Below are 19,141 nucleotides of genomic sequence, written 5' to 3' on the forward strand. Positions count from 1 at the left end.
TAGGGCTGCCAAGGATGTCACGCAACTGTCGTGCTGTGCGGGCTGAGAAAAAGCCAACCTTCTGGAACTCGGCGATCGCCAAGCTGGCCAATTGGAATGCCGCCCTCGACCTGTTCCGCGAGGACTACCGGGTGCCGCTGGTGCCCTCGGAGTCTGCGGCCTGCCTGGCGGTGTCAATCGAGCTGACCGCCCCAGCTTTGCTGTTGCTGGGACTGGCGACCCGCGCCGTGGCGATGCGACAAGGCAACGCGCGCTGTCGCTACGGCCCATCATCCGCAAACGTGGCATCGACAAAGGCCCGCAACTGCGTCAGGTCGGTCCTGGCATAGGCCGCCGTGGTCTGCACCGAGGCGTGGCCGAGCAGCGCCTGGGCGGCCGGCAGCGGCACCTGGTGGTCGACCACCAGTGTGCGCGCATAGGCATGGCGCAGCCAGTGCGGGGAGGCCGCGCGCAGTAAGAGCGCCTGCGCCGGCTCGCGCGCCTGCAGACCATCGGCCACGGCCGCAAAGATCGCCTTGACCTCCCGGTACAGGCCTGCCGACTGTAGCGCTTCGCCCTTGTTGCCGTGGATTACAGGCAGCGCCTCGTGCGCCGGCGGCTCGGACGGCAGGCCGCGTGCTTGTCGGTAGGCGCGCAATACCGTCACGCACGGCACCGGCAGCGGAATGGCCCGTGCCTTGCGCCCCTTGCCGCAGACATAGAGCGTCCACCGCCCGGGCGCCTCGGCCTCCAGGCGGGGCAGTGCGATCTCTGTCGACCAGGCCAGTTCCGCCAGGCGCACGCCGGCGTAACGATACAGCGCCCAAATCGCGCGCCGCCGCTGCGCCGCCAGCGTGTTGGTCGTGTTGGCGGCGGCAAACTCCGGCGCCTCAAGCCAGGCATCGCACGCGGCCAGCAGCGCTGGCGGGATCAGCCGCGTCGGCGCGAAGCCGGCCCGGGTGCGGCTGCCGGCGGACAGGCCCGCGGCCGGATTGGCATGCAAGTAGCCGGTGTCGTACCAGTAGCCGTAGAGGCTTGCCACCACCGCCAGCGCGCGCGTGCGGGTCGCTTCTGACAAGGGCGGCGCGGCGTCCTCCCTGCCGGTCTCCCCGTGCTGCAGCGCGTGCCGGTAGCCGAGCAACCGCTGGCGCGTGAGGTCCGAGAGCGGCCCAAGCTCGTGCGCGCCGCACCAGCGCATCAGGCGGCGCAGTTCGGCGCCATAGGCGCGCAACGTGTGGGGCGAGCGCCCGGTTCGGTCGCGCAGGAAGAGCGCCAGCGCCTGTGCATCGTCGGCGGCGCCGAGCGTGTTGGCCGCCGCGTGCGGCTGGGCGAAGCGGCCGGCGCGCGTGAGCCACGCGTGGTCAGCAGGGCCGTAAGCGGCCAGCCACGGGTTCGCCGCGACAGCTCCCCTCGCTTCCGCGGCGGTCGGCACCGTTGCTTCGCTCGCTAAGGCGGCGGTGGACCGGATGCGGCGCCGGTGCGTGTGCAGCAGCCGCGCGAGGACCGTCTCCGGGCGGGGCGCCAGATCCGCCGTCACCGTGCGCAGGCGCCCGCGCTCCCAGTATTCGACTGCCCCATCGTGCGCCAGCAGCAGCTTGAGCACGGTCGGCTGCGCGGCCTTGGCGTCGGCCAGCGAGCCATAGCGGCGCTTGACGCGCGCCAGCGTCCAGTGCGCGTAGACCGGGTGCCCGAGTGCCTCCGCCAGGTAGGCGAGGGCCGCCGCGACGGTGGCCGGCAGTGGGCGCGGCGGCACCGCGCCCGTATCGATCCAGTCGGCCGGCTTCATGACTGGGCGGTCCGCTTGGCGGCCGCCTTGCCCGTCGATCTGGGCACGCGCGTCTTGGCCGCTGGTGGCGCCGCGGCCAGGGTCGCACGCAGCAGCTCGTCGAGCTGGGCGCGCTGGCTGGCGGTGACGGCCTTGAGTGCGCTCGCCTCGCCCGCGGCGGTCTGGCGCGCGGCCCGCTCGCTGGCCAGGTCGGCGTCGAGTCGTGCGCGCTCGTCTTCCAGCGCGGCGATGCGCCGCTCGGCGAATTTGAGTTGGGAGGCCAGTTGCGCGCGCTCGGCCCGCACCGCGTCGCGCTGGTGCGCGGTTTCCTGCAGGAGCTGCTTCGACAGCGCCTCGTAGCGCGCCTGGGTGGTGGCGATCGCCTCGGTGTGGGTGCGCTCGCCCGCCGTGGCGCGCTCCTGGGCGGTCGCCAGCGCCGCCTCGAGCTCGCCCCGGCGTGCGGCTTGCTCATCGGCGCGCGCGCACGCCGCCGCCTGGGCGGCGCACGCTACGGCCAGCGCGGTGTCGCGCGCGGCGAGCTGGCCGCGCACCTCGCTCAGTTCGGCCCGCAGCAGCTCGACCCGCAGTTCGGCCTCGGCGCGGGCGGCCTCGGCGGTGTCGGCTGTGGCTTGCGCCTCGCGCTTCAGGCGCACCACGTCGTCGAGCTGCACCGCGACCGCGGCCTGCCACAGCGCGCGCATCGCTTCGGCGATCTCGACCGGAATCTCGGGCAGGGCGAGGTCGGCCAGGCCCGAGCGCACCACCTCGGCCTCGATCGCGTTGAGCGTACGCGACAGCGTTGCAGGGTCACCGCCGCCCAGGCGGTCACGCAGCTTGCGCACCGACACCACGCGGCGAAAGCGTGCGGCCGTGGGCGGCGCCGCGTCGCCGGCCTCGGTGAGCATGGCCAGCACGGTGGCGCGGATCTGGTCGGGGGTGGCGGCGAGGCGGGGCATGGCAGTTTCCGGAGGCGCATTTCAGCCTATCTTACGCACATACCTAACGTTAGAAAAGCCATTTATGTGTTGCTTGGGAAAACCAAAGACGGATAAATCTAGTTATCTTGCGGAAACAATGGCTTCCAGCCACAGGGCGCGCTTGGCCGCGCGGCGGGGGCGGTCAACGTTCCAAAACCAAGGGGAAAAGGACCAGTCAGCAAGTGACTGATTTGACTAGGGTTTTAGGGTGGGCATCACCCTGGAACCCGCATGGCTGCTACGGGTGGCTACCCCGGTAAATTGCGGCGAAATCAAGGGGACCCCTGATCCAGACATTCGTCTATTCGCTGGCCTGGCCGCATATCCAGTGGGCGGCGATGCTGGTGGTGCGGCTGCGCCCGGGTGCGGGTAACTAGTCGCTGGACGAACTGTAGGGGGCGAGCACTAACCGTCTCGCGCGGCGGCTTGCGAACCATAGGTCGGCCCGCGGCCGGAAAAATGCTTGACCTTCCCTGCCGTGGGAACGTCCATATTAACCATGGGGGACAGAAGCCCCTGCGGCGTGGCAGGACCAAGTCGGCAGAGAGCATCGGATTTTCCGCCGGAGGTTAGTCAAATGGGCGTTCCGGGGCGCACGTTGTATGAAGAGGTCTTTGCGGTGTTCGAAAGGGCATGCCAGGAAAGCGATTTCGAGCTGGCCGAGGACCTCCTGCTCGCCCTAGAAGCGATGGATCGCCGGCAGGAAGCTCATCGGCAACTCGACCGCGCCTACCTGCTGCTAGCCGATCTCTGAGAACGGGAGTCCCCCGACTTTGGTTTCTACCTGCTTGCCATCGGCTGGCCAATGCCCCTGGGGACAGCAGTGGTCCTCTTCCATGCCTTAGCGTGCAATATTTTCCGTTTTCTGAAGTGACCCCTTCTTTACGGAGTCCCGCGTATACCAGTCGTTCTTCTCGACAACCGGCTCTTTGCGATAGTGCCGCATGACCCGAAGAAAGCACTCGAGAGGCTGTTCTTCTTTCGTAACCATCGGGCCTAACGTCGTCGGAGACAATTGCACGTTCCGGCTAATTCGAGAAACATCGTCTATTTTGCAGAAAGCGGCCGCTAACCGATCGAGCGGGGGAGTATCCGAAGGTCTTGCGAGCGCCGAGGCAATTTCTTCCATGTGCGCCGGGCTGCAAGGAAACTCATGTCGATCGGACAGTGCGCTCACTTTGGCTTGCAGAGCCGGGTTCGTGCCCTCGTGAAGGTACGCAAACAGGTTGTAATCCAGGTAAATTCTCATGCGATGGAGTTTGCGTATTGTTAAGCGCGCTCATACGTTTGGGAAATGCTGGCCGAACCTGAAGTTGGCGCATTCGCGCTGCACGTGGCTTGGGAGCAGTGGGAGTCTTACTTCTTCGACATTTGAAGGATTCTGAGCACGATGAGTGCGAAGGCAGTCGCGACGATGGCCGTCACCGCATGGCCCATGCCGGCGGCCACGCCGATCGCGGCAGCAATCCAGATGCTCGCGGCAGTTGTGAGCCCCCTGACGTGTGTCTCATTGTCCGGCTTCAGGATCGCCCCTGCACAAAGGAATCCGATGCCTGACGTGAGACCCTGAAGCACGCGGCTCATGTCGGCAAGCTGCACGCCCGCCTGGAGGGGAACCACGACAAAAACGCATGCCCCCAGCGCGACGAGCATGTGAGTGCGCACGCCTGCGGATTTTCCCGAGCTCTCCCGCTCGTACCCCAGCAAGCCCCCCAAAACGATAGAGACGGTCATTCGAACGACGGCACGTACTGCCTCGGCAGCATTAGCGAGATCGGAGAATTCCGAGCTCAATGTGCGGATGATGTCGTTCATTGCGGAGCGTCTCTGGGTGTGTCCTGAAAATGGCCAAGACAGTCTATGTCGCAGAAGATGACTGTCAGATTGCCGAGCTATGACACAACCGGATTCGCTGGCCCGGGGGCAAGATTAACAACGTATTACATTTCGGCAATAAAGCCTGACAACGGAAGGGCAACCTTAGAATGCCGGCCATTAGTGCTCGTTTTCGCGCCAGTGTGTCCACTCGAAGTGCGCGACATTCTCCTCCAGCCCCCGAACCGCATGACCGATTCTTCAATCTCCCCGTCCCAACCCGCTGGTCTCTCGAGGGCGCTGGACAATTTCCTGACACGCCACCGCATCGGCGTTTGGCGTGTTGTCGTAACGTTTGTCCTGGCAAGTCTGGTCTTTGGCCATTCTCGCTGGGACGGTACCTGGGTGTCGCCGCTGCTGCTGACGCTGGGGATGTTGGGGGTGAGCCTGGCCACGGTCGGGCGGCTCTGGTGCGCGTTGTACATTTCCGGGCGCAAGAACAATACCTTGGTGACCTCGGGTCCATATTCACTGTGTCGCCATCCGCTCTATGTCTGCAACTTGCTAGGCATTATCGGACTAGGGGCGATGACCGAGTCGCTGGCGGTTACCGCAGTCCTGGCGCTCGCATTTGCGCTGATGTACCCGGCTGTCATCCGGACGGAAGACCGCTTTCTGGCTTCCGCCTTCCCGGAATTCGCCGAATACGCACGCCGTACACCAGCGTTCTTTCCCCGTCTGTCGCTGTATAGGGGGGAGTCGACATGGACGGTCCATGTGTCTTCCTTTCAACGCAATATTGCGGACTCGGTCTGGTTTCTCGGCCTGTCGGTGGTCGTGGAGTCGTTTGATTTGTTCCATGACGCCGGCGTCCTCCGGGCGGTCGTGACGCTTGCCTGATGCGGGCAACTCCGCATACTGTGCGTGAGCACGGAGTTTGATGGATGGGCGTGCTCGGTAAATGATGGACTTGGAGCGCGAGAGCGAGGCGGAGTCCATCGCAGATCTTGAACGCGAGCAGTCAGTGGTGATGGGCGTGATGCTGGTGCTGGGGGGCTATTTGCCTGCGCGGGTGCGCAAGCGAACAAGGAGCCGCGAAGGCTCCTTGTTGTCTGGGTCAGAACGGTTCGTCCGCGCCTTTCCTGTCCGGTGGCTCCCCGCAGGTTTTTAGATCTTCGCGCAGCAGATCGAACAGCGCCAACTGGTAGTGCGCACAGATTCGCTCGCGCAGGTCGTCAAGCAGTTCCACCACCGCCAGGGCTTGTTCTGGCGTCCAATCGGCATTGATGAGCAAGGACAGGCCCTGGTGTTAGGCCGGAGGACTGGCGCCAGATCATGCGTTTCTCCCAGTGTTTTTCCGTTTGGTGCGCGTGGTGATGGACATGCTTGCGCCGGTGTTATCGGGGTTCTGTCTCCCGGTGCGTCGCAGTCGTGCCAGGGCATGGCGACGATTCTGTTCGTGGTAGTGCGACTCGAGCAGCGTCACCAGTTCGTGCAGGTAGTCGAGGATCGACGCGGCGTCCTCATCGGTCAGCTCCGGCAAGATGGGGCCGAGCAAGGGTAGGAAGGCTTCGGTCATGGGTATCTCAGCGCTTGGCGCGCCGATTCTGGGTTGCGGTATAGGTTTCAAGGTAGAGCTTCTCGTCGATCTGGGGCAGTTCGCGCTGGGCGGCCTGGGCCAGCAGTTCGCCGGACAGGTTCATCAGGATGCGAGGGTTGCCGGCGGCGTGCTCGCACAGGGTCTGGCGCAGCGCCTCGGTCATCAGGCTGGCGTTGCCGGCGGCCGCCAGCAGGTGGTTCAGGCAAGCCAGCAACTCGTCCACGGTGGCGGCCTCGATGGCCAGGCGGCAGCGGATGCGGCTGCCCAGGGGGATGAGGTCCTCGCGCGAGAACTTCTCGGGCAGGCGGGCATCGCCAGCCAGCACCACGCACAGCAGCGCCTGGGAGTCGAAGCGGGCCGAGGCCAGCAACCGCAGTTCGGACAGCACTGGCGAACTCATCTCCTGCGCCTCATCGATCAGCAGCACGCAGCGCCGGCGGCTCGCTTCGAGATGGGCCAGCCAGCGTTCACGCAAGGCCTTGAAGCCGCCCCATCGGTTGTGCGTCTTGATGGGTACGGCGAACACGTCGCTCAGCTCGCGGTAGAAGTCCGCCAGGCTGCTCTGCGGATGGGTGATGGCACCGACCATCAGATCGGGCAAGCGGGTCAGGCGCTGATGGAGCACGCGCAAGGCCACGCTCTTGCCACTGCCCGGGTCGCCATGCACCATCGCGAAGCCGCCCTCGCGGGCCATGCCGTTCTCGATGCGCCAGCAGAAGTGGTCCAGCTTGGAACTGACGAACACCGCCTCGACGGGGATGTCCTGGGCAAAGGGGTTGAACTTCAGGCCGTACAGGGCCAGCAGGTTGGATGGCATCATGCTTGGGGTGAGGGATTCGTAGGCAGATAGGCGGGAGGCAGACCGGTGGCGGCATGCTCGGCAAGCAACTGACGCAGCAGCGGTGCGGGACCGTCCTGCGCAGACTCGTGGCGGGTCTCGGCGGCTATCCGGCCGCGCTGCCCATCGGCATTAGCGGACTTGTCCAACGGGAACACTGCAGCCAGGAAGGCGCCGGTGCGCTCGTCGACCAGCTCCACCTGGGAGAGGTCCCAGCGTGCGTAACGCACGCAAACTTTCTCCAGATGGCGGTAAGCGCTTGGGATGACGAAGCGTCTGCCATCAAGGCTGAAGGTACCGTCCGCACGGCGCTGGCGGCGAAGCAGACGGATGCAGAAGGCGCGTCGCAGCACGGTGGCTTCGGGGCATGGCCGCGCCACATCGGCGCAGGACAGGTAGCGCTGCAGCGGCGTGGCTTCGAGTTCGGTGTTCGGTTTGCGGTGATACTCCTGCTCCGCCCAGGCTTGGGTGACGAGGTTAAGCCGATCGAGCGTCAAGTGCGCCTCGCCCTCAAGCATGGCCATCAGTCTGGATTCGATCTGCGCCCAGAAGCGTTCTTGCTTCCCGTTCTGGTATGGCGAGTAAGGCAAGGTAGTCTGGTGCAGGATGCCCAGGCTGGCCAGGCCCTCGACGAACTCGTCGGCCATCATGGCCGAACCGTTGTCGGTCATGATGGCCCGAGGCAGGCCACGCTTCATGCAGGCCTGCGAGACGCCGTGCACCAGCGATGCGGTCGTCTCGTCTAGGAACCACTGGAGGTGACAGACCAGCCGGGAGTGGTCGTCCATCACGCACAGCAGCAGCGGCTTGTGCCATTGCCCGTCGGGCGTGATGACCTTGCGCGAGCCATGATGGAAGTCCAGGTGCCAGAGTGCGGCACCGTGATCGACTTCGTAGCTGCGCACCTCGCGGGTATCGCGCCGAACGGCCGCGGCGATGGCGCCCTCCGTGCTGGATCGCGGGGTCGGTTTGCGCACCAAACCGTGCGCCTTCAGATACCGGCACACCGTAGTATAGGAAGGCAACGTGTCCGGCCCGCCCCGAGTGGCGGCTTGCAGGTTGTCGTAGTGCAACTGCATGGTCCAGCCGGGATGTTGCCGGTACTGCGCCACCAACGCATCGATGATGGCCGGGCTCAGACTGACGAAGTGGCCGCAGTCATCGCGCAGGCGATTCTTGAGTTGGTCGACCGGATCCTGAACGTGGCGGCTGCGGTAGAACCAGCGCTCGATAGTGGAAACGCCGAACTGAACATCGGCGCCGGTGATGGGGTGCCGCCAGATCTTGGCGGCGAGTACCTGCAGGGCTTGCTGCAGCTCACCCTTGCCCGGCGGCGAGGCCAGCAATGGACCGATGACCGAGAAGCGCAGGCGCGCCCATCGGTTGCGGTGATCGATGGAAAGTGACATGGCTCTCCCAATGGAGTGTGAAGAGGGAGACAGGCTACGAGCGGATCATGTGCGCCGCCATCGACAAGTTCTGCGGAATTCCTCCCGGTCCCGGACACCCCTCAGCCAGCGCGCTTAGCGCGGCGGCAGCAACAGGCGCAATACCTTGATCAAGCGGTCGGCATCGGTCTCGGCCTGAACCGACGCCAGCATGCGTTCCGGATAGGAGGCAGTCTGCGCGGCGGGCGGCAGCAGACCGCTGATCCAGCGTCCCGCGGGCGTGGTTGGGAAGGTCTCGCTCCACCAGAGGCGCCAGCGCTTGAGCGTGGCCCAACTGACTGGTGGCAGCAGATCACCATTGGTGGCGCCGTACCCGCGCAGCACCACGATGATCGACATGTAGACGCGCCGCCCCAGGAAGCGCACTGAATCAGGCGTCGTACGCTTGCGGCATTCGGCACAGCAAAGGCTCAGGCGTGTGCTGCAGTCCATGTGCGCCTGCGGCGGGCAGCCCCTTGGCTTACGCGGGTAGTCGGCGCGGTGCAACCGCTGGCCGCAATGGCGACAGCCACTCTCCTGCGCTGACTGCATCAGGTCTTCATCGATTCTGCGCAACAGCGCAAAGAATGCTGGCATTTGCAGCAACGCGTCGCACACTGTGGATGTCCCTTCATTGTTGGCACAATAAAGGCGACATCTTCCCTCAAGGACGTGTGTGCACGATGCCTGAGGGAAGCTCCCCCAGCTTCCCTCATCGTTCTTGATCAAATACCCCCTGATTCGCCATCAAGAACGCTGCTTATGCACAGCATACACGTACAGCCATGCACTACGCTCACGTCTCCGATTCTGTTGTCGAGAGCATGCTCGTGATGCTGGTCGGCCTGATCGTCCTGTATGTGGGGTTCGCTGTCTATTTGCGGTGGAAGCATGGGCCCGCCCCCAAGCGTAAGACTGATGAGGGGCGAAAGCGGCACCCCAAAACGAGCAGGCGAAAGCGATAATCGTAATCTGCTCTTAATGCTGGTGATCGAGGATTCATGTAAACTTCGGCGACGGCCCAGCCGTTAGTACTTCAACCCCAAGCCCCCCGCACAGTCTCCCAAGGAATGCGACGTTTCGTTCTGATCTTCGTGCTGCTCATTTTGCCGTTCCAGTTTTCCTGGGCGGCAGCGGCACGCTATTGTCAGCACGAGAAAGCCACGGCCACTTGGCACCTTGGGCACCACGAGCATCGTCATCAGCAGCCGGAAGGTAAAACGGATGCCGAGAAAAAGCCATTCGTGGATACAGACTGCGGGGTATGCCATCTGGTCTCCCTCCCGTTCGTCTATGGACAGACGCAGGACGTGTTGATAGCGAATCGGGTAGAAGTGACCGATACTCAACATGCGTCCGAGTTCTCGTCTCTGAATGCCAGGGCTCCCGACCGTCCTCAGTGGCAGCGTCTCGCTTGATCGGCGAGACGACGACTCTTTTTCTCCTTTCGTCTCTCGCCGAATTCTCCTGGTCACATACCTTGGTGCAATTCGATGCGAAGACTATTTCTGCCGCTCGGGCTGGCGGTAGCATTTCTCAGCCCAAACTTTGCCGTAGCGCAATCTGACACCGGCACGTCCATGGTGCCCGTCTTCCCAAGGGAAGCGGCGGGACCGTTGACCCTCGAGGCCGCGTTGTCGCTGGCGGCAGGAAGCAATTTCAACCTGTCCGCCGCCGCCAAGGAACTCGATTCCACAGAAGGTGGGATCATGCAGGCCCGGGTTATTCCGAACCCGGAACTCCAGACGCTGGTCGAGGACACGCGGAAATCCACCCGTACATCCACCGCCCAGATGAATATCCCCATCGAACTGGGCGGCAAGCGCTCGGCTCGTATCAATGCCGCGGAAAGGACGCGCGAACTGGCGCAGGCAACGCTGGCTGGCGTTCGCGGTGACATTCGGGCGCAGGTAATCGAGAGCTTTTTTTCCGTCTTGATCGCACAGGAACGCGTCAAGCTGGCAACTGGCTCCGCGGATATCGCTGCGAGGGGCGCGCAAGCCGCTTCACGCCGCGTCGCGGCCGGCAAGATCTCCCCGGTTGACGAAACTAAGGCACGTGTCGAACAGGCCAACGCCGAACTTGAATTGGCCGAAGCAACGGCGAGCCTGCAGTCCGCCCGTCAGGCGTTGACGGCGTTGTGGGGCAATGCATCGCCGCAGTTTACCGAAGCACAGGGCAATCTGGACGCGCTGCCATCCAGGCCGGCGCCTGAACTCCTTCTGAAGGAGCTGGAAAACTCACCGCTGGTGGCCGCAAGCCGCGCTGAACTTGACCGCCGCCAGGCATTGGTGGGCGTTGAGCGCAGCCGCCAGTATCCGGATCTGACAGTCAGTCTGGGTGCCAAGCGAGATACAGAAGCCAACCGCAACATGGCGGTGATCGGTGTGGCGATCCCGTTGCCGATTTTTGACCGGAATCAGGGCAACTTGTATTCGGCCATTCGCCAGGCGGACAAGGCCCAGGATGAATATCTGGCCAATCGCATCAGCCTGACCCGAAATCTCCTGATGGCATCGAACCAGCTGTCGGTATCGCGCGCCTCGGCACAAACGCTGAAGCAGACCGTCTTGCCAGGCGCCGAGCAAGCCTTCAACGCGGCGACCATTGGCTTCGAGGCCGGCAAGTTCAATTATCTGGACGTCCTGGATGCCCAGCGCACGCTGTTCCAGGCACGCATCCGCTATCTCGGCGTGCTTGGACAAACCTATCAGGCGGCGACCACGATCGATCGCATTCTGGGACGTTAAGACGGGATTCATAAAACATGGCTATTTCGAACAAACAAAAGGCTGCCATTGCGGCCATCGTACTGGTGGGCGGCGTCGCGACTGGTGGCGTTCTGCTGAGCGGGCGCTCTGCGCCGGAAGAGCAGGGTGGGCACTCGGAATCCAAGGGGCATGGCGACACCGAGCACCATGGCAAGCAGGCGGCGGAAGCCGACCACAAGGATGACAAGTCACACGGCGACGGCGAGCATCACGAGGTCAAGAAGGGCCCCAATGGTGGCGCGCTCTTTTCGCGTGATGGCTATGACGTCGAAATTGGCACGGCCGAATCCAAGGGCGAGGCCCGTATTCGGCTCTGGGTTAGCAAGTCTGGGAAGGCGGTGGCAAATGGCGTGGCAGCGACAGGCCAGCTCGTGCGGGCTACGGGCGAGTCTCAAGCGCTCAAGTTCGTGGTGTCTGGCGACGCGCTGGAAAGCCAACAGCCAGTTGCCGAGCCCCATGTCTTTGACGTGACCGCAAATGTGACCTTGCCCGGTTCGTCTTCGCCACTCGCCGTGCGGCTCTCGAAAGAGGAAGGCAAGATTGAGTTGACAGCGGACCAGCTGGCCAAGACAGGGGTAGTGGTTCAAACCGCGGGCTCGGCAAAGGTCCAGGCTGGCGTCCAGTTCCCCGGCGAAATCCGTTTCAACGAAGACAAGACAGCCCACGTGGTGCCGCGACTGGCTGGCGTCGTAGAGAGCGTTCCGGCCAATATTGGGCAACAGGTTAAGAAGGGACAGGTTCTCGCGGTCATCGCGAGCACCGGACTTTCTGACCAGCGCAGCGAACTGCTCGCAGCACAGAAACGTCTGGATCTGGCGCGTGTCACTTATGACCGCGAGAAGAAGCTCTGGGAACAGAAGATCTCTGCGGAGCAAGATTATCTGAGCGCCCGCAACGCGCTGCAGGAAGCGCAGATCAGTGTCCAGAACGCGCAGCAGAAGCTGACCGCCATTGGCGCCAGCAACAGCTCGACGGCACTCAATCGCTACGAGCTGCGCGCACCGTTCGACGGCATGATCGTTGAAAAGCATATCTCGCTTGGGGAAGCGGTGGCGGACAACGCCAACGTGTTCACGCTGTCGGATCTGTCGTCCGTCTGGGCCGAGTTCGTGGTGTCTGCCAAGGATGTCGAGCGGGTGCGCATCGGCGAAAAGGCGTCGATCAATTCGGCATCGTCCGATGTGAAGGCAGATGGCACCGTTTCATACGTGGGTTCGCTGCTGGGCGAGCAGACGCGGACGGCGAAGGCCCGCGTAACATTGACCAATCCACAGATGGCTTGGCGACCGGGTCTCTTCGTCACGGTCGACGTATTCGGTGCTGATGTCGAGGTGCCCGTTGCGGTGAAGACCGAGGCCGTCCAGGACGTCAATGGCGAGAGCGTAGTCTTTGTCGCGGTTCAAGGTGGATTCGTGCCGCAGCCGGTGAAGGTCGGCCGGACAAACGGCAAGGTCATCGAGATTGTCGAGGGCCTGAAGCCGGGCGCACGTTACGCCGCCGCCAACAGTTTTGTTCTGAAGGCCGAACTTGGCAAATCCAGCGCCGAACACGGCCATTGATACGGGGGAAACAGCAATGTTTGAACGTATCATTAGTTTCGCCATCCAGCAGCGATGGCTGGTCCTGCTCGCCGTGTTTGGAATGGCCGGGTTAGGGATTTTCAGCTACAACCGACTACCGATCGACGCGGTCCCTGACATTACCAACGTTCAGGTTCAGGTCAATACCTCGGCACCAGGCTATTCACCGCTCGAAACCGAACAGCGTGTTACGTATCCGATCGAGGTCGTGATGGCCGGCCTGCCGGGACTCGAACAGACGCGTTCCCTGTCCCGCTATGGCTTGTCGCAGGTGACGGTCATCTTCAAGGATGGCACGGACGTCTATTTCGCGCGCCAACTCGTCAACCAGCGCATCCAGGAAGCCAAGGACAATCTGCCTGAAGGCGTTGTGCCGGCGATGGGGCCTATTTCGACCGGCCTCGGGGAGATCTATCTATGGACCGTTGAAGCCGAAGAGGGTGCTCGCAAAGCTGACGGGACTGCCTATACGCCGACAGATTTGCGCGAAATCCAGGATTGGGTGGTACGGCCGCAACTGCGTAACGTGCCCGGTGTCACCGAGATCAATACTATCGGTGGTTTCAACAAGCAGTACCTGGTCGCGCCGAGTCTTGAACGGCTAGCGTCGTACGGGCTGACGCTGACCGACGTCGTCAATGCGCTGAACAAGAACAACGACAACGTGGGTGCGGGCTACATCGAGCGTAGGGGCGAGCAGTATCTGGTTCGTGCGCCGGGTCAGGTTGCGTCCGAAGACGACATCCGCAACATTATTGTCGGTACAGCGCAGGGGCAGCCGATCCGCATTCGCGACATCGGGGATGTGGAGATTGGCAAGGAACTGCGTACCGGTGCGGCAACCGAGAATGGCAAGGAAGTTGTGCTGGGCACGGTATTCATGCTCATCGGCGAAAACAGCCGGGCTGTGTCAAAAGCGGTCGATGAAAAGGTCGCTTCCATTAACCGTACGATGCCGGAAGGTGTGAAGATCGTAACGGTATACGACCGGACACGTCTGGTCGACAAGGCCATTGCGACCGTCAAGAAGAACCTTCTTGAAGGCGCGGTGCTCGTCATCGTAATTCTGTTCCTTTTCCTGGGTAACATCCGCGCGGCGCTGATTACCGCGACGATCATTCCGCTGGCGATGTTGTTCACCTTCACGGGGATGGTGAACTACAAGATCAGTGCGAACCTGATGAGCTTGGGCGCGCTCGACTTCGGCATCATCATCGATGGCGCGGTGGTGATTGTCGAAAACTGTGTGAGGCGACTGGCGCATGCGCAGGAACACCATGGCCGGCCATTGACGCGCTCCGAGCGGTTCCATGAGGTGTTTGCCGCAGCGAAGGAGGCGCGTCGCCCACTGATCTTCGGTCAGCTCATCATTATGATCGTCTACCTGCCGATCTTTGCGCTGACGGGGGTGGAAGGCAAGATGTTCCACCCGATGGCGTTCACGGTCGTCCTGGCGCTGCTGGGCGCGATGATTCTGTCCGTGACGTTCGTTCCGGCTGCGGTCGCCTTGTTCATCGGCGAACGGGTGGCCGAGAAAGAAAATCGTCTCATGCTCTGGGCGAAGCGTCGCTACGAGCCGCTGCTGGAAAAGTCGCTCGCGAACACGGCCGTTGTATTGACGTTTGCCGCGGTGTCAATTGTTCTGTGCGTGGCCATTGCGGCCCGCCTGGGCAGCGAGTTCATCCCCAATCTGAACGAAGGCGACATTGCCATCCAGGCGCTGCGCATTCCTGGCACGAGCCTGTCGCAGTCCGTGGAGATGCAGAAGACGATCGAGACGACCCTCAAGGCAAAATTCCCCGAAATCGAGCGCGTGTTTGCGCGGACAGGTACGGCGGAGATTGCATCCGATCCGATGCCGCCGAATATTTCGGATGGCTACATCATGCTCAAGCCTGAGAAGGATTGGCCAGAGCCGAAGAAAACACATGCCGAACTGCTGTCCGCCATCCAGGAGGAAGCCGGCAAGATCCCCGGGAACAACTACGAGTTCTCCCAACCGATCCAGCTGCGGTTCAACGAGCTGATCTCCGGGGTCCGCTCGGACGTCGCAGTCAAGATCTTCGGCGATGACAACAACGTGCTCAGCGAGACGGCGAAGAAGGTATCGGCCGTGCTGCAGGGCATCCCCGGCGCGCAGGAGGTGAAGGTAGAACAGACCACCGGCTTGCCGATGCTGACGGTCAAGATCGATCGGGAGAAGGCGGCGCGATACGGGCTTAACATGAGCGACGTGCAAGACGCGGTGGCAACGGGCGTCGGAGGCCGTGATTCCGGAACCTTCTTCCAGGGCGATCGTCGTTTCGATATCGTGGTCCGCCTGCCCGAAGCTGTGCGCGGCGAGGTCGAGGCTCTGCGCCGATTGCCGATTCCGTTGCCAAAAGGAGTGGACGCGAGAACGACGTTTATCCCATTGAGCGAGGTGGCGACGCTGGAAATGGCGCCCGGCCCGAACCAGATCTCGCGCGAGAACGGCAAGCGCCGCATCGTGATCAGTGCCAACGTTCGTGGACGTGATATTGGTTCATTCGTGCCCGAGGCGGAAGCGGCTATCCAAAGCCAGGTCAAGATCCCGGCTGGCTACTGGATGACATGGGGTGGCACCTTTGAGCAACTGCAGTCCGCCACCACCCGCCTGCAGGTGGTAGTGCCGGTGGCGCTGTTGCTGGTCTTCGTACTGTTGTTTGCGATGTTCAACAACATCAAGGATGGCTTGCTAGTCTTCACGGGCATTCCCTTTGCGCTGACTGGCGGGATTCTTGCCCTGTGGATACGCGGCATTCCGATGTCCATTACTGCAGCGGTGGGCTTCATCGCGCTGTGCGGGGTGGCGGTGCTCAATGGTCTGGTGATGCTGTCGTTTATCCGATCGCTGCGCGAAGAAGGGCATTCCCTCGACAGCGCGGTCCGAGTTGGCGCCCTGACGCGACTGCGTCCGGTGCTGATGACGGCCCTGGTGGCATCCCTGGGTTTCGTGCCGATGGCCATCGCCACCGGTACGGGCGCTGAGGTGCAACGTCCCCTCGCAACGGTGGTAATCGGTGGCATCTTGTCGTCCACGGCGCTGACCCTACTGGTGTTGCCGGTGCTCTATCGACTTGCTCACCGCAAGGATGAGGACGCGGAAGATACTCGCGAGCCAGTCACTCAGACGCATCAACCGGATCAAGGCCGCCAGCCTGCATGACGTAAATCCTTGGGCGGTCATCGTACCGCCCAATTTTTATAGGAGTTTCTATGGGCGCAGGTCACTCACACGACCATCCCGGTGGCAACGAGCGATCGCTCAAGATCGCCCTTGCGCTGACCGGTACGTTCCTGATTGCCGAAGTGGTCGGTGGTGTCATGACGAAGAGCCTGGCGTTGATCTCCGACGCCGCGCACATGCTCACGGACACCGTCGCACTGGCCATCGCACTGGCTGCTATTGCGATCGCCAAGCGACCCGCGGACAAGAAGCGGACATTTGGCTACTACCGTTTTGAGATTCTTGCCGCGGCCTTTAACGCATTGCTGCTGTTCGGTGTGGCTATCTACATCCTGTACGAAGCCTACCTGCGGCTGAAATCGCCACCTCAGATTGAGTCAACCGGCATGTTCGTCGTGGCTGTGCTGGGCCTGATCATCAATCTCATCAGCATGCGCATGCTGTCCTCCGGGCAAAGCAGCAGCCTGAACGTGAAGGGTGCTTATCTGGAAGTCTGGAGCGATCTGCTCGGGTCGGTTGGCGTCATCGCCGATGCGATCATCATCCGCTTCACGGGCTGGGCGTGGGTCGACTCCGCCATTGCGGTGCTGATCGGCCTCTGGGTACTGCCTCGCACTTGGATCCTGCTGAAGTCGAGCCTGAATGTGCTGCTCGAAGGCGTACCCGATGACGTGGATCTGGCAGAGGTTGAGAAGCAAATTCTGGCGACGCCCGGGGTAAAAAGCTTCCATGACCTCCACATCTGGGCACTTACCAGCGGCAAGGCGAGCTTGACGGTTCATGTCGTGAATGACACGGCCGTCAACCCGGAAATGGAAGTGCTACCGGAATTGAAGCAGATGCTGGCTGACAAATTCGATATCACGCACGTGACCATTCAGTTCGAACTGGCACCATGCGAACAAGCGGATGCAGCTCAGCATTTCAATGCATCGCCAGCACTGGTCGGATCGAAGTCGCTTGCTGCAGGAGGAAACTAAGGTGCGGGTACTTGTTGTAGAAGACGAACCGCGTACTGCGGAGTATTTGCAGAAGGGATTGTCGGAGTCGGGTTTCGTGGTCGACATCGCGAACAATGGTGGCGATGGGCTCCACATGGCGGAAGAGACCGACTACGACGTCATCATCCTGGACGTCATGCTGCCAGGTATGGACGGGTGGACGGTCATCAAGTCCATTCGATCCAAGTCCGAGACACCCGTACTGTTTCTGACGGCGCTGGATGATGTGGCGGATCGTGTCAGAGGCTTCGAGTTGGGGGCAGACGATTACCTGGTCAAGCCCTTCGCCTTTGCCGAGCTCCTTGCCCGTATCCGGCGTTGCTTGCGCCAAAGCACCTCGAAGGAGTCCGAGCGATTGCGCATTGCCGATCTGGACATCGACGTGCTTGGAAGGCGGGTATTCCGGGGAACTACCCGCATTGAATTGACGAATCAGGAGTTCTCGCTGTTGCACCTGCTCATGCGCCGGAGAGGGGAGGTGCTGTCGCGAACCACGATCGCGTCCCAGGTCTGGGACGTCAACTTCGACACGGATACCAATGTCGTTGACGTCGCGATCCGGCGCCTGAGATCCAAGGTGGATGATCCCTTCGATCAAAAGCTGATCCATACCGTACGGGGAATGGGCTATGTCCTCGACCCAGAGCGCGGCCGGTGACGGAATGAGGCCCGGGACTTCGATAACCCCGCTGTCACTGACGAGGCGGCTTGGGCTCTTCTTTGCATTGGTACTGTCTATCGCGCTGGCCAGCATGGGCGCCTTTGCTTACTACTCGCTCGCCGCGCAACTCGAGGCCAGAGACGATGAGGTTGTAAAGGGAAAACTCGAACAGGTCGAGCATTTCTTGCGCGAGGTGGACGGGGTGCAGGGCGTCCCGGCGGCGCAGCATCGCTTCGATGATCTGGTGCGAGGTTACTCGGACCTCATCGTTCGCGTCACGGCGCTGGATGGCCGGCTTTTGTTTCGCACGGGCAACGATGCATTGCTGGAAGGCACTGACCAAGCGGCGGTCACGGGAAAGTCATCGCTCATGTTCCAGTCCGCCGATGCGGTGTTGGGGCGAGACGGTACGCGGGCGACGGTGTTCGTGGCGAAGTCTGGCGAGGACAGGAAGCAGGTGACTGCGCGATTCCGGACGACGCTCGTGCTTGGTACCACCGTCGGTGTGATATTGACGGCCCTGGTGGGGGCGGCCATTACGCGCCGTGAGCTGGAGCCGGCGCACGTACTTATCAAGCAGATCAACCGGATCAGTGTGGAACGGCTGAGCTACCGGGTGGACATGCCACCCAAGCCCACCGAAGTGCGTGATATCGCCTCTGCGTTCAATGCGATGCTGCAACGCCTCGAGGATGGTTATCAGAAGCTGTCGCGGTTCTCCGCCGATCTTGCCCATGATTTGCGCACGCCGCTTAACAACCTCATTGGACATGCCGAGGTCGCCTTGTCACGAGACCGCACCGGGCCCGAGTATGTCGCCTTGGTGGAGGAAAGCCTGGTCGAATACCAGCGACTTGCGAGGATGATCGATGCGATGTTGTTCCTCGCGCGAGCTGACAGTGCCAATGTGGCGCTCGAGTTGACGGAACTCCAGTTGAATGCAGAACTTCGCAAGTTGTCCGCCTACTTTTCGGTGCTTGCAGAGGAGCGAAGCGTCGTAATCAGGGTAAGCGGGGATGCCACCCTGGTCGCTGATGCCATTCTGTTCCAGCGTGCGATCAACAATGTTCTGTCAAATGCGGTCCGTCATGCGTGGCCGAATTCGATGATAGATCTGGTGGTGCGCCGCGAAGCGGCACATTGTTGCATCGACATCACGAACGTTGGAGACCCAATCCCGGAGCGGGAACTTTCCCTCATCTTTGATCGGTTCTTCCGTGGGGATAGGGCGAGATCCAACTCGTCACAGTCCACGGGGCTGGGCCTGGCCATCGTCCTGTCGATCATGGAGCTCCATGGCGGCGACGCGTCAGCCGTGAGCGGCTTGGATGGGAAGACACGCTTTACATTGCGCTTCCCGCTCAACGGTGCTGAAGCCTCAGCGCGGGTTTCGGTGGGTAGGCCGAGTCAGGACCGACCAGTCGTTGGGTAGAGTGGTGCAATGAGCCCGATTGCCTATTTGTAATCGCCGGGCAAGGCTGCAGCATGCGTACAATTTATACACTCGTTTTCATAGATC

At 62.1% G+C, this 19,141-nt stretch carries 18 protein-coding genes and 1 pseudogene; 10 read left to right on the top strand and 9 right to left on the bottom strand.

Translation table 11 applies throughout. From position 1 onward, the window contains the following. Window positions 1-59: 59 nt before the first annotated feature. A pseudogene (locus tag HTY53_RS24775) lies at window positions 60-236 on the top strand (DoxX family membrane protein); the annotation flags it as partial. Between the two features lie 23 nt (window positions 237-259). On the opposite strand, the gene HTY53_RS12550 reads toward HTY53_RS24775, so the two are convergent. Next, window positions 260-1,765, bottom strand: coding sequence for a tyrosine-type recombinase/integrase (locus HTY53_RS12550; RefSeq protein WP_004635319.1), 1,506 nt, complete (start codon window positions 1,763-1,765; stop codon window positions 260-262). Next, the gene (locus HTY53_RS12555) at window positions 1,762-2,700 is read right to left on the bottom strand and encodes a DNA-binding protein (protein WP_004635320.1); all 939 of its coding nucleotides are present in this window, start codon (window positions 2,698-2,700) and stop codon (window positions 1,762-1,764) included. The genes HTY53_RS12550 and HTY53_RS12555 overlap by 4 nt, the downstream gene beginning before the upstream one ends. A 598-nt stretch (window positions 2,701-3,298) precedes the next feature. Here HTY53_RS12555 and HTY53_RS12560 point away from each other — a divergent pair. After that, entirely contained in the window at window positions 3,299-3,475 is a 177-nt protein-coding gene (locus tag HTY53_RS12560; RefSeq protein ID WP_004635326.1) for a hypothetical protein, read from the top strand. Window positions 3,476-3,562: 87 nt separating this feature from the next. Here HTY53_RS12560 and HTY53_RS12565 read toward each other — a convergent pair whose 3' ends face one another. Together HTY53_RS12565 and HTY53_RS12570 are read right to left on the bottom strand one after the other, a co-directional pair. Further along, on the bottom strand, window positions 3,563-3,970 hold the full coding sequence (locus HTY53_RS12565; RefSeq protein ID WP_004635327.1) for a hypothetical protein: 408 nt from the start codon (window positions 3,968-3,970) through the stop codon (window positions 3,563-3,565). 107 nt (window positions 3,971-4,077) lie between these two features. After that, the gene (locus tag HTY53_RS12570) at window positions 4,078-4,536 is read right to left on the bottom strand and encodes an MgtC/SapB family protein (RefSeq protein ID WP_004635330.1); all 459 of its coding nucleotides are present in this window, start codon (window positions 4,534-4,536) and stop codon (window positions 4,078-4,080) included. Between the two features lie 249 nt (window positions 4,537-4,785). On the opposite strand from HTY53_RS12570, the gene czcN reads away from it, so the two are divergent. Further along, window positions 4,786-5,436, top strand: a complete 651-nt coding sequence (gene czcN / locus HTY53_RS12575; RefSeq protein WP_020206397.1) for a heavy metal efflux RND transporter CzcN — start codon at window positions 4,786-4,788, stop codon at window positions 5,434-5,436. Window positions 5,437-5,653: 217 nt separating this feature from the next. Here the strand turns inward: czcN and HTY53_RS12580 are convergent, their stop codons facing one another. From HTY53_RS12580 to HTY53_RS12600, 5 genes are all read right to left on the bottom strand, one after another. Beyond that, a complete protein-coding gene (locus tag HTY53_RS12580; RefSeq protein WP_254599931.1) occupies window positions 5,654-5,830 on the bottom strand; it encodes a hypothetical protein in 177 nt (58 codons plus the stop codon). Window positions 5,831-5,869: 39 nt separating this feature from the next. Next, the gene (locus HTY53_RS12585; RefSeq protein ID WP_174106893.1) at window positions 5,870-6,115 is read right to left on the bottom strand and encodes a hypothetical protein; all 246 of its coding nucleotides are present in this window, start codon (window positions 6,113-6,115) and stop codon (window positions 5,870-5,872) included. Between the two features lie 7 nt (window positions 6,116-6,122). Further along, on the bottom strand, window positions 6,123-6,956 hold the full coding sequence (locus tag HTY53_RS12590) for an ExeA family protein (RefSeq protein ID WP_217435603.1): 834 nt from the start codon (window positions 6,954-6,956) through the stop codon (window positions 6,123-6,125). Next, window positions 6,953-8,383, bottom strand: a complete 1,431-nt coding sequence (locus HTY53_RS12595; protein WP_174106894.1) for a DDE-type integrase/transposase/recombinase — start codon at window positions 8,381-8,383, stop codon at window positions 6,953-6,955. The genes HTY53_RS12590 and HTY53_RS12595 overlap by 4 nt, the downstream gene beginning before the upstream one ends. A 114-nt stretch (window positions 8,384-8,497) precedes the next feature. Further along, on the bottom strand, window positions 8,498-8,998 hold the full coding sequence (locus HTY53_RS12600; protein WP_254599932.1) for a transposase: 501 nt from the start codon (window positions 8,996-8,998) through the stop codon (window positions 8,498-8,500). A gap of 473 nt (window positions 8,999-9,471) precedes the next feature. Between HTY53_RS12600 and czcI the strand changes: the two genes are divergently transcribed. From czcI to czcS, 7 genes are all read left to right on the top strand, one after another. Continuing rightward, a complete protein-coding gene (gene czcI / locus HTY53_RS12605; RefSeq protein ID WP_137924345.1) occupies window positions 9,472-9,819 on the top strand; it encodes a CDF family cobalt-zinc-cadmium transporter CzcI in 348 nt (115 codons plus the stop codon). Between the two features lie 75 nt (window positions 9,820-9,894). Beyond that, window positions 9,895-11,151: a heavy metal efflux RND transporter CzcC gene (gene czcC / locus HTY53_RS12610; protein ID WP_004635338.1), complete on the top strand. Its 1,257-nt coding sequence runs from the start codon at window positions 9,895-9,897 to the stop codon at window positions 11,149-11,151. A gap of 17 nt (window positions 11,152-11,168) precedes the next feature. Continuing rightward, window positions 11,169-12,731, top strand: coding sequence for a heavy metal efflux RND transporter CzcB (gene czcB, locus HTY53_RS12615; RefSeq protein ID WP_004635340.1), 1,563 nt, complete (start codon window positions 11,169-11,171; stop codon window positions 12,729-12,731). A 16-nt stretch (window positions 12,732-12,747) separates the two neighbouring features. Then, window positions 12,748-15,939, top strand: a complete 3,192-nt coding sequence (czcA, locus tag HTY53_RS12620; RefSeq protein ID WP_004635342.1) for a heavy metal efflux RND transporter CzcA — start codon at window positions 12,748-12,750, stop codon at window positions 15,937-15,939. 50 nt (window positions 15,940-15,989) lie between these two features. Beyond that, window positions 15,990-16,940 (top strand): cation diffusion facilitator family transporter, encoded by a 951-nt coding sequence (locus tag HTY53_RS12625; RefSeq protein ID WP_062739169.1) that lies wholly within the window; start codon window positions 15,990-15,992, stop codon window positions 16,938-16,940. Window position 16,941: 1 nt separating this feature from the next. Then, a complete protein-coding gene (czcR, locus tag HTY53_RS12630; RefSeq protein ID WP_008646724.1) occupies window positions 16,942-17,619 on the top strand; it encodes a heavy metal homeostasis two-component system response regulator CzcR in 678 nt (225 codons plus the stop codon). A gap of 4 nt (window positions 17,620-17,623) precedes the next feature. After that, the gene (gene czcS / locus HTY53_RS12635; RefSeq protein ID WP_011229349.1) at window positions 17,624-19,054 is read left to right on the top strand and encodes a sensor histidine kinase CzcS; all 1,431 of its coding nucleotides are present in this window, start codon (window positions 17,624-17,626) and stop codon (window positions 19,052-19,054) included. The last annotated feature ends 87 nt before the right edge of the window (window positions 19,055-19,141 follow it).

The sequence above is a fragment of the Cupriavidus gilardii genome (assembly GCF_013314895.1).
Taxonomy (GTDB): Bacteria; Pseudomonadota; Gammaproteobacteria; order Burkholderiales; family Burkholderiaceae; genus Cupriavidus; species Cupriavidus gilardii_C.

What these genes read in the sequence shown, in the direction of transcription:
- HTY53_RS12550 (WP_004635319.1), bottom strand. Translation starts at nt 1,765, where the DNA reads ATGAAGCCGGCCGACTGGATCGATACGGGCGCGGTGCCGCCGCGCCCA.
- HTY53_RS12555 (WP_004635320.1), bottom strand. Translation starts at nt 2,700, where the DNA reads ATGCCCCGCCTCGCCGCCACCCCCGACCAGATCCGCGCCACCGTGCTG.
- HTY53_RS12560 (WP_004635326.1), top strand. Translation starts at nt 3,299, where the DNA reads ATGGGCGTTCCGGGGCGCACGTTGTATGAAGAGGTCTTTGCGGTGTTC.
- HTY53_RS12565 (WP_004635327.1), bottom strand. Translation starts at nt 3,970, where the DNA reads ATGAGAATTTACCTGGATTACAACCTGTTTGCGTACCTTCACGAGGGC.
- HTY53_RS12570 (WP_004635330.1), bottom strand. Translation starts at nt 4,536, where the DNA reads ATGAACGACATCATCCGCACATTGAGCTCGGAATTCTCCGATCTCGCT.
- czcN (WP_020206397.1), top strand. Translation starts at nt 4,786, where the DNA reads ATGACCGATTCTTCAATCTCCCCGTCCCAACCCGCTGGTCTCTCGAGG.
- HTY53_RS12585 (WP_174106893.1), bottom strand. Translation starts at nt 6,115, where the DNA reads ATGACCGAAGCCTTCCTACCCTTGCTCGGCCCCATCTTGCCGGAGCTG.
- HTY53_RS12590 (WP_217435603.1), bottom strand. Translation starts at nt 6,956, where the DNA reads ATGATGCCATCCAACCTGCTGGCCCTGTACGGCCTGAAGTTCAACCCC.
- HTY53_RS12595 (WP_174106894.1), bottom strand. Translation starts at nt 8,383, where the DNA reads ATGTCACTTTCCATCGATCACCGCAACCGATGGGCGCGCCTGCGCTTC.
- HTY53_RS12600 (WP_254599932.1), bottom strand. Translation starts at nt 8,998, where the DNA reads ATGCCAGCATTCTTTGCGCTGTTGCGCAGAATCGATGAAGACCTGATG.
- czcI (WP_137924345.1), top strand. Translation starts at nt 9,472, where the DNA reads ATGCGACGTTTCGTTCTGATCTTCGTGCTGCTCATTTTGCCGTTCCAG.
- czcC (WP_004635338.1), top strand. Translation starts at nt 9,895, where the DNA reads ATGCGAAGACTATTTCTGCCGCTCGGGCTGGCGGTAGCATTTCTCAGC.
- czcB (WP_004635340.1), top strand. Translation starts at nt 11,169, where the DNA reads ATGGCTATTTCGAACAAACAAAAGGCTGCCATTGCGGCCATCGTACTG.
- czcA (WP_004635342.1), top strand. Translation starts at nt 12,748, where the DNA reads ATGTTTGAACGTATCATTAGTTTCGCCATCCAGCAGCGATGGCTGGTC.
- HTY53_RS12625 (WP_062739169.1), top strand. Translation starts at nt 15,990, where the DNA reads ATGGGCGCAGGTCACTCACACGACCATCCCGGTGGCAACGAGCGATCG.
- czcS (WP_011229349.1), top strand. Translation starts at nt 17,624, where the DNA reads ATGAGGCCCGGGACTTCGATAACCCCGCTGTCACTGACGAGGCGGCTT.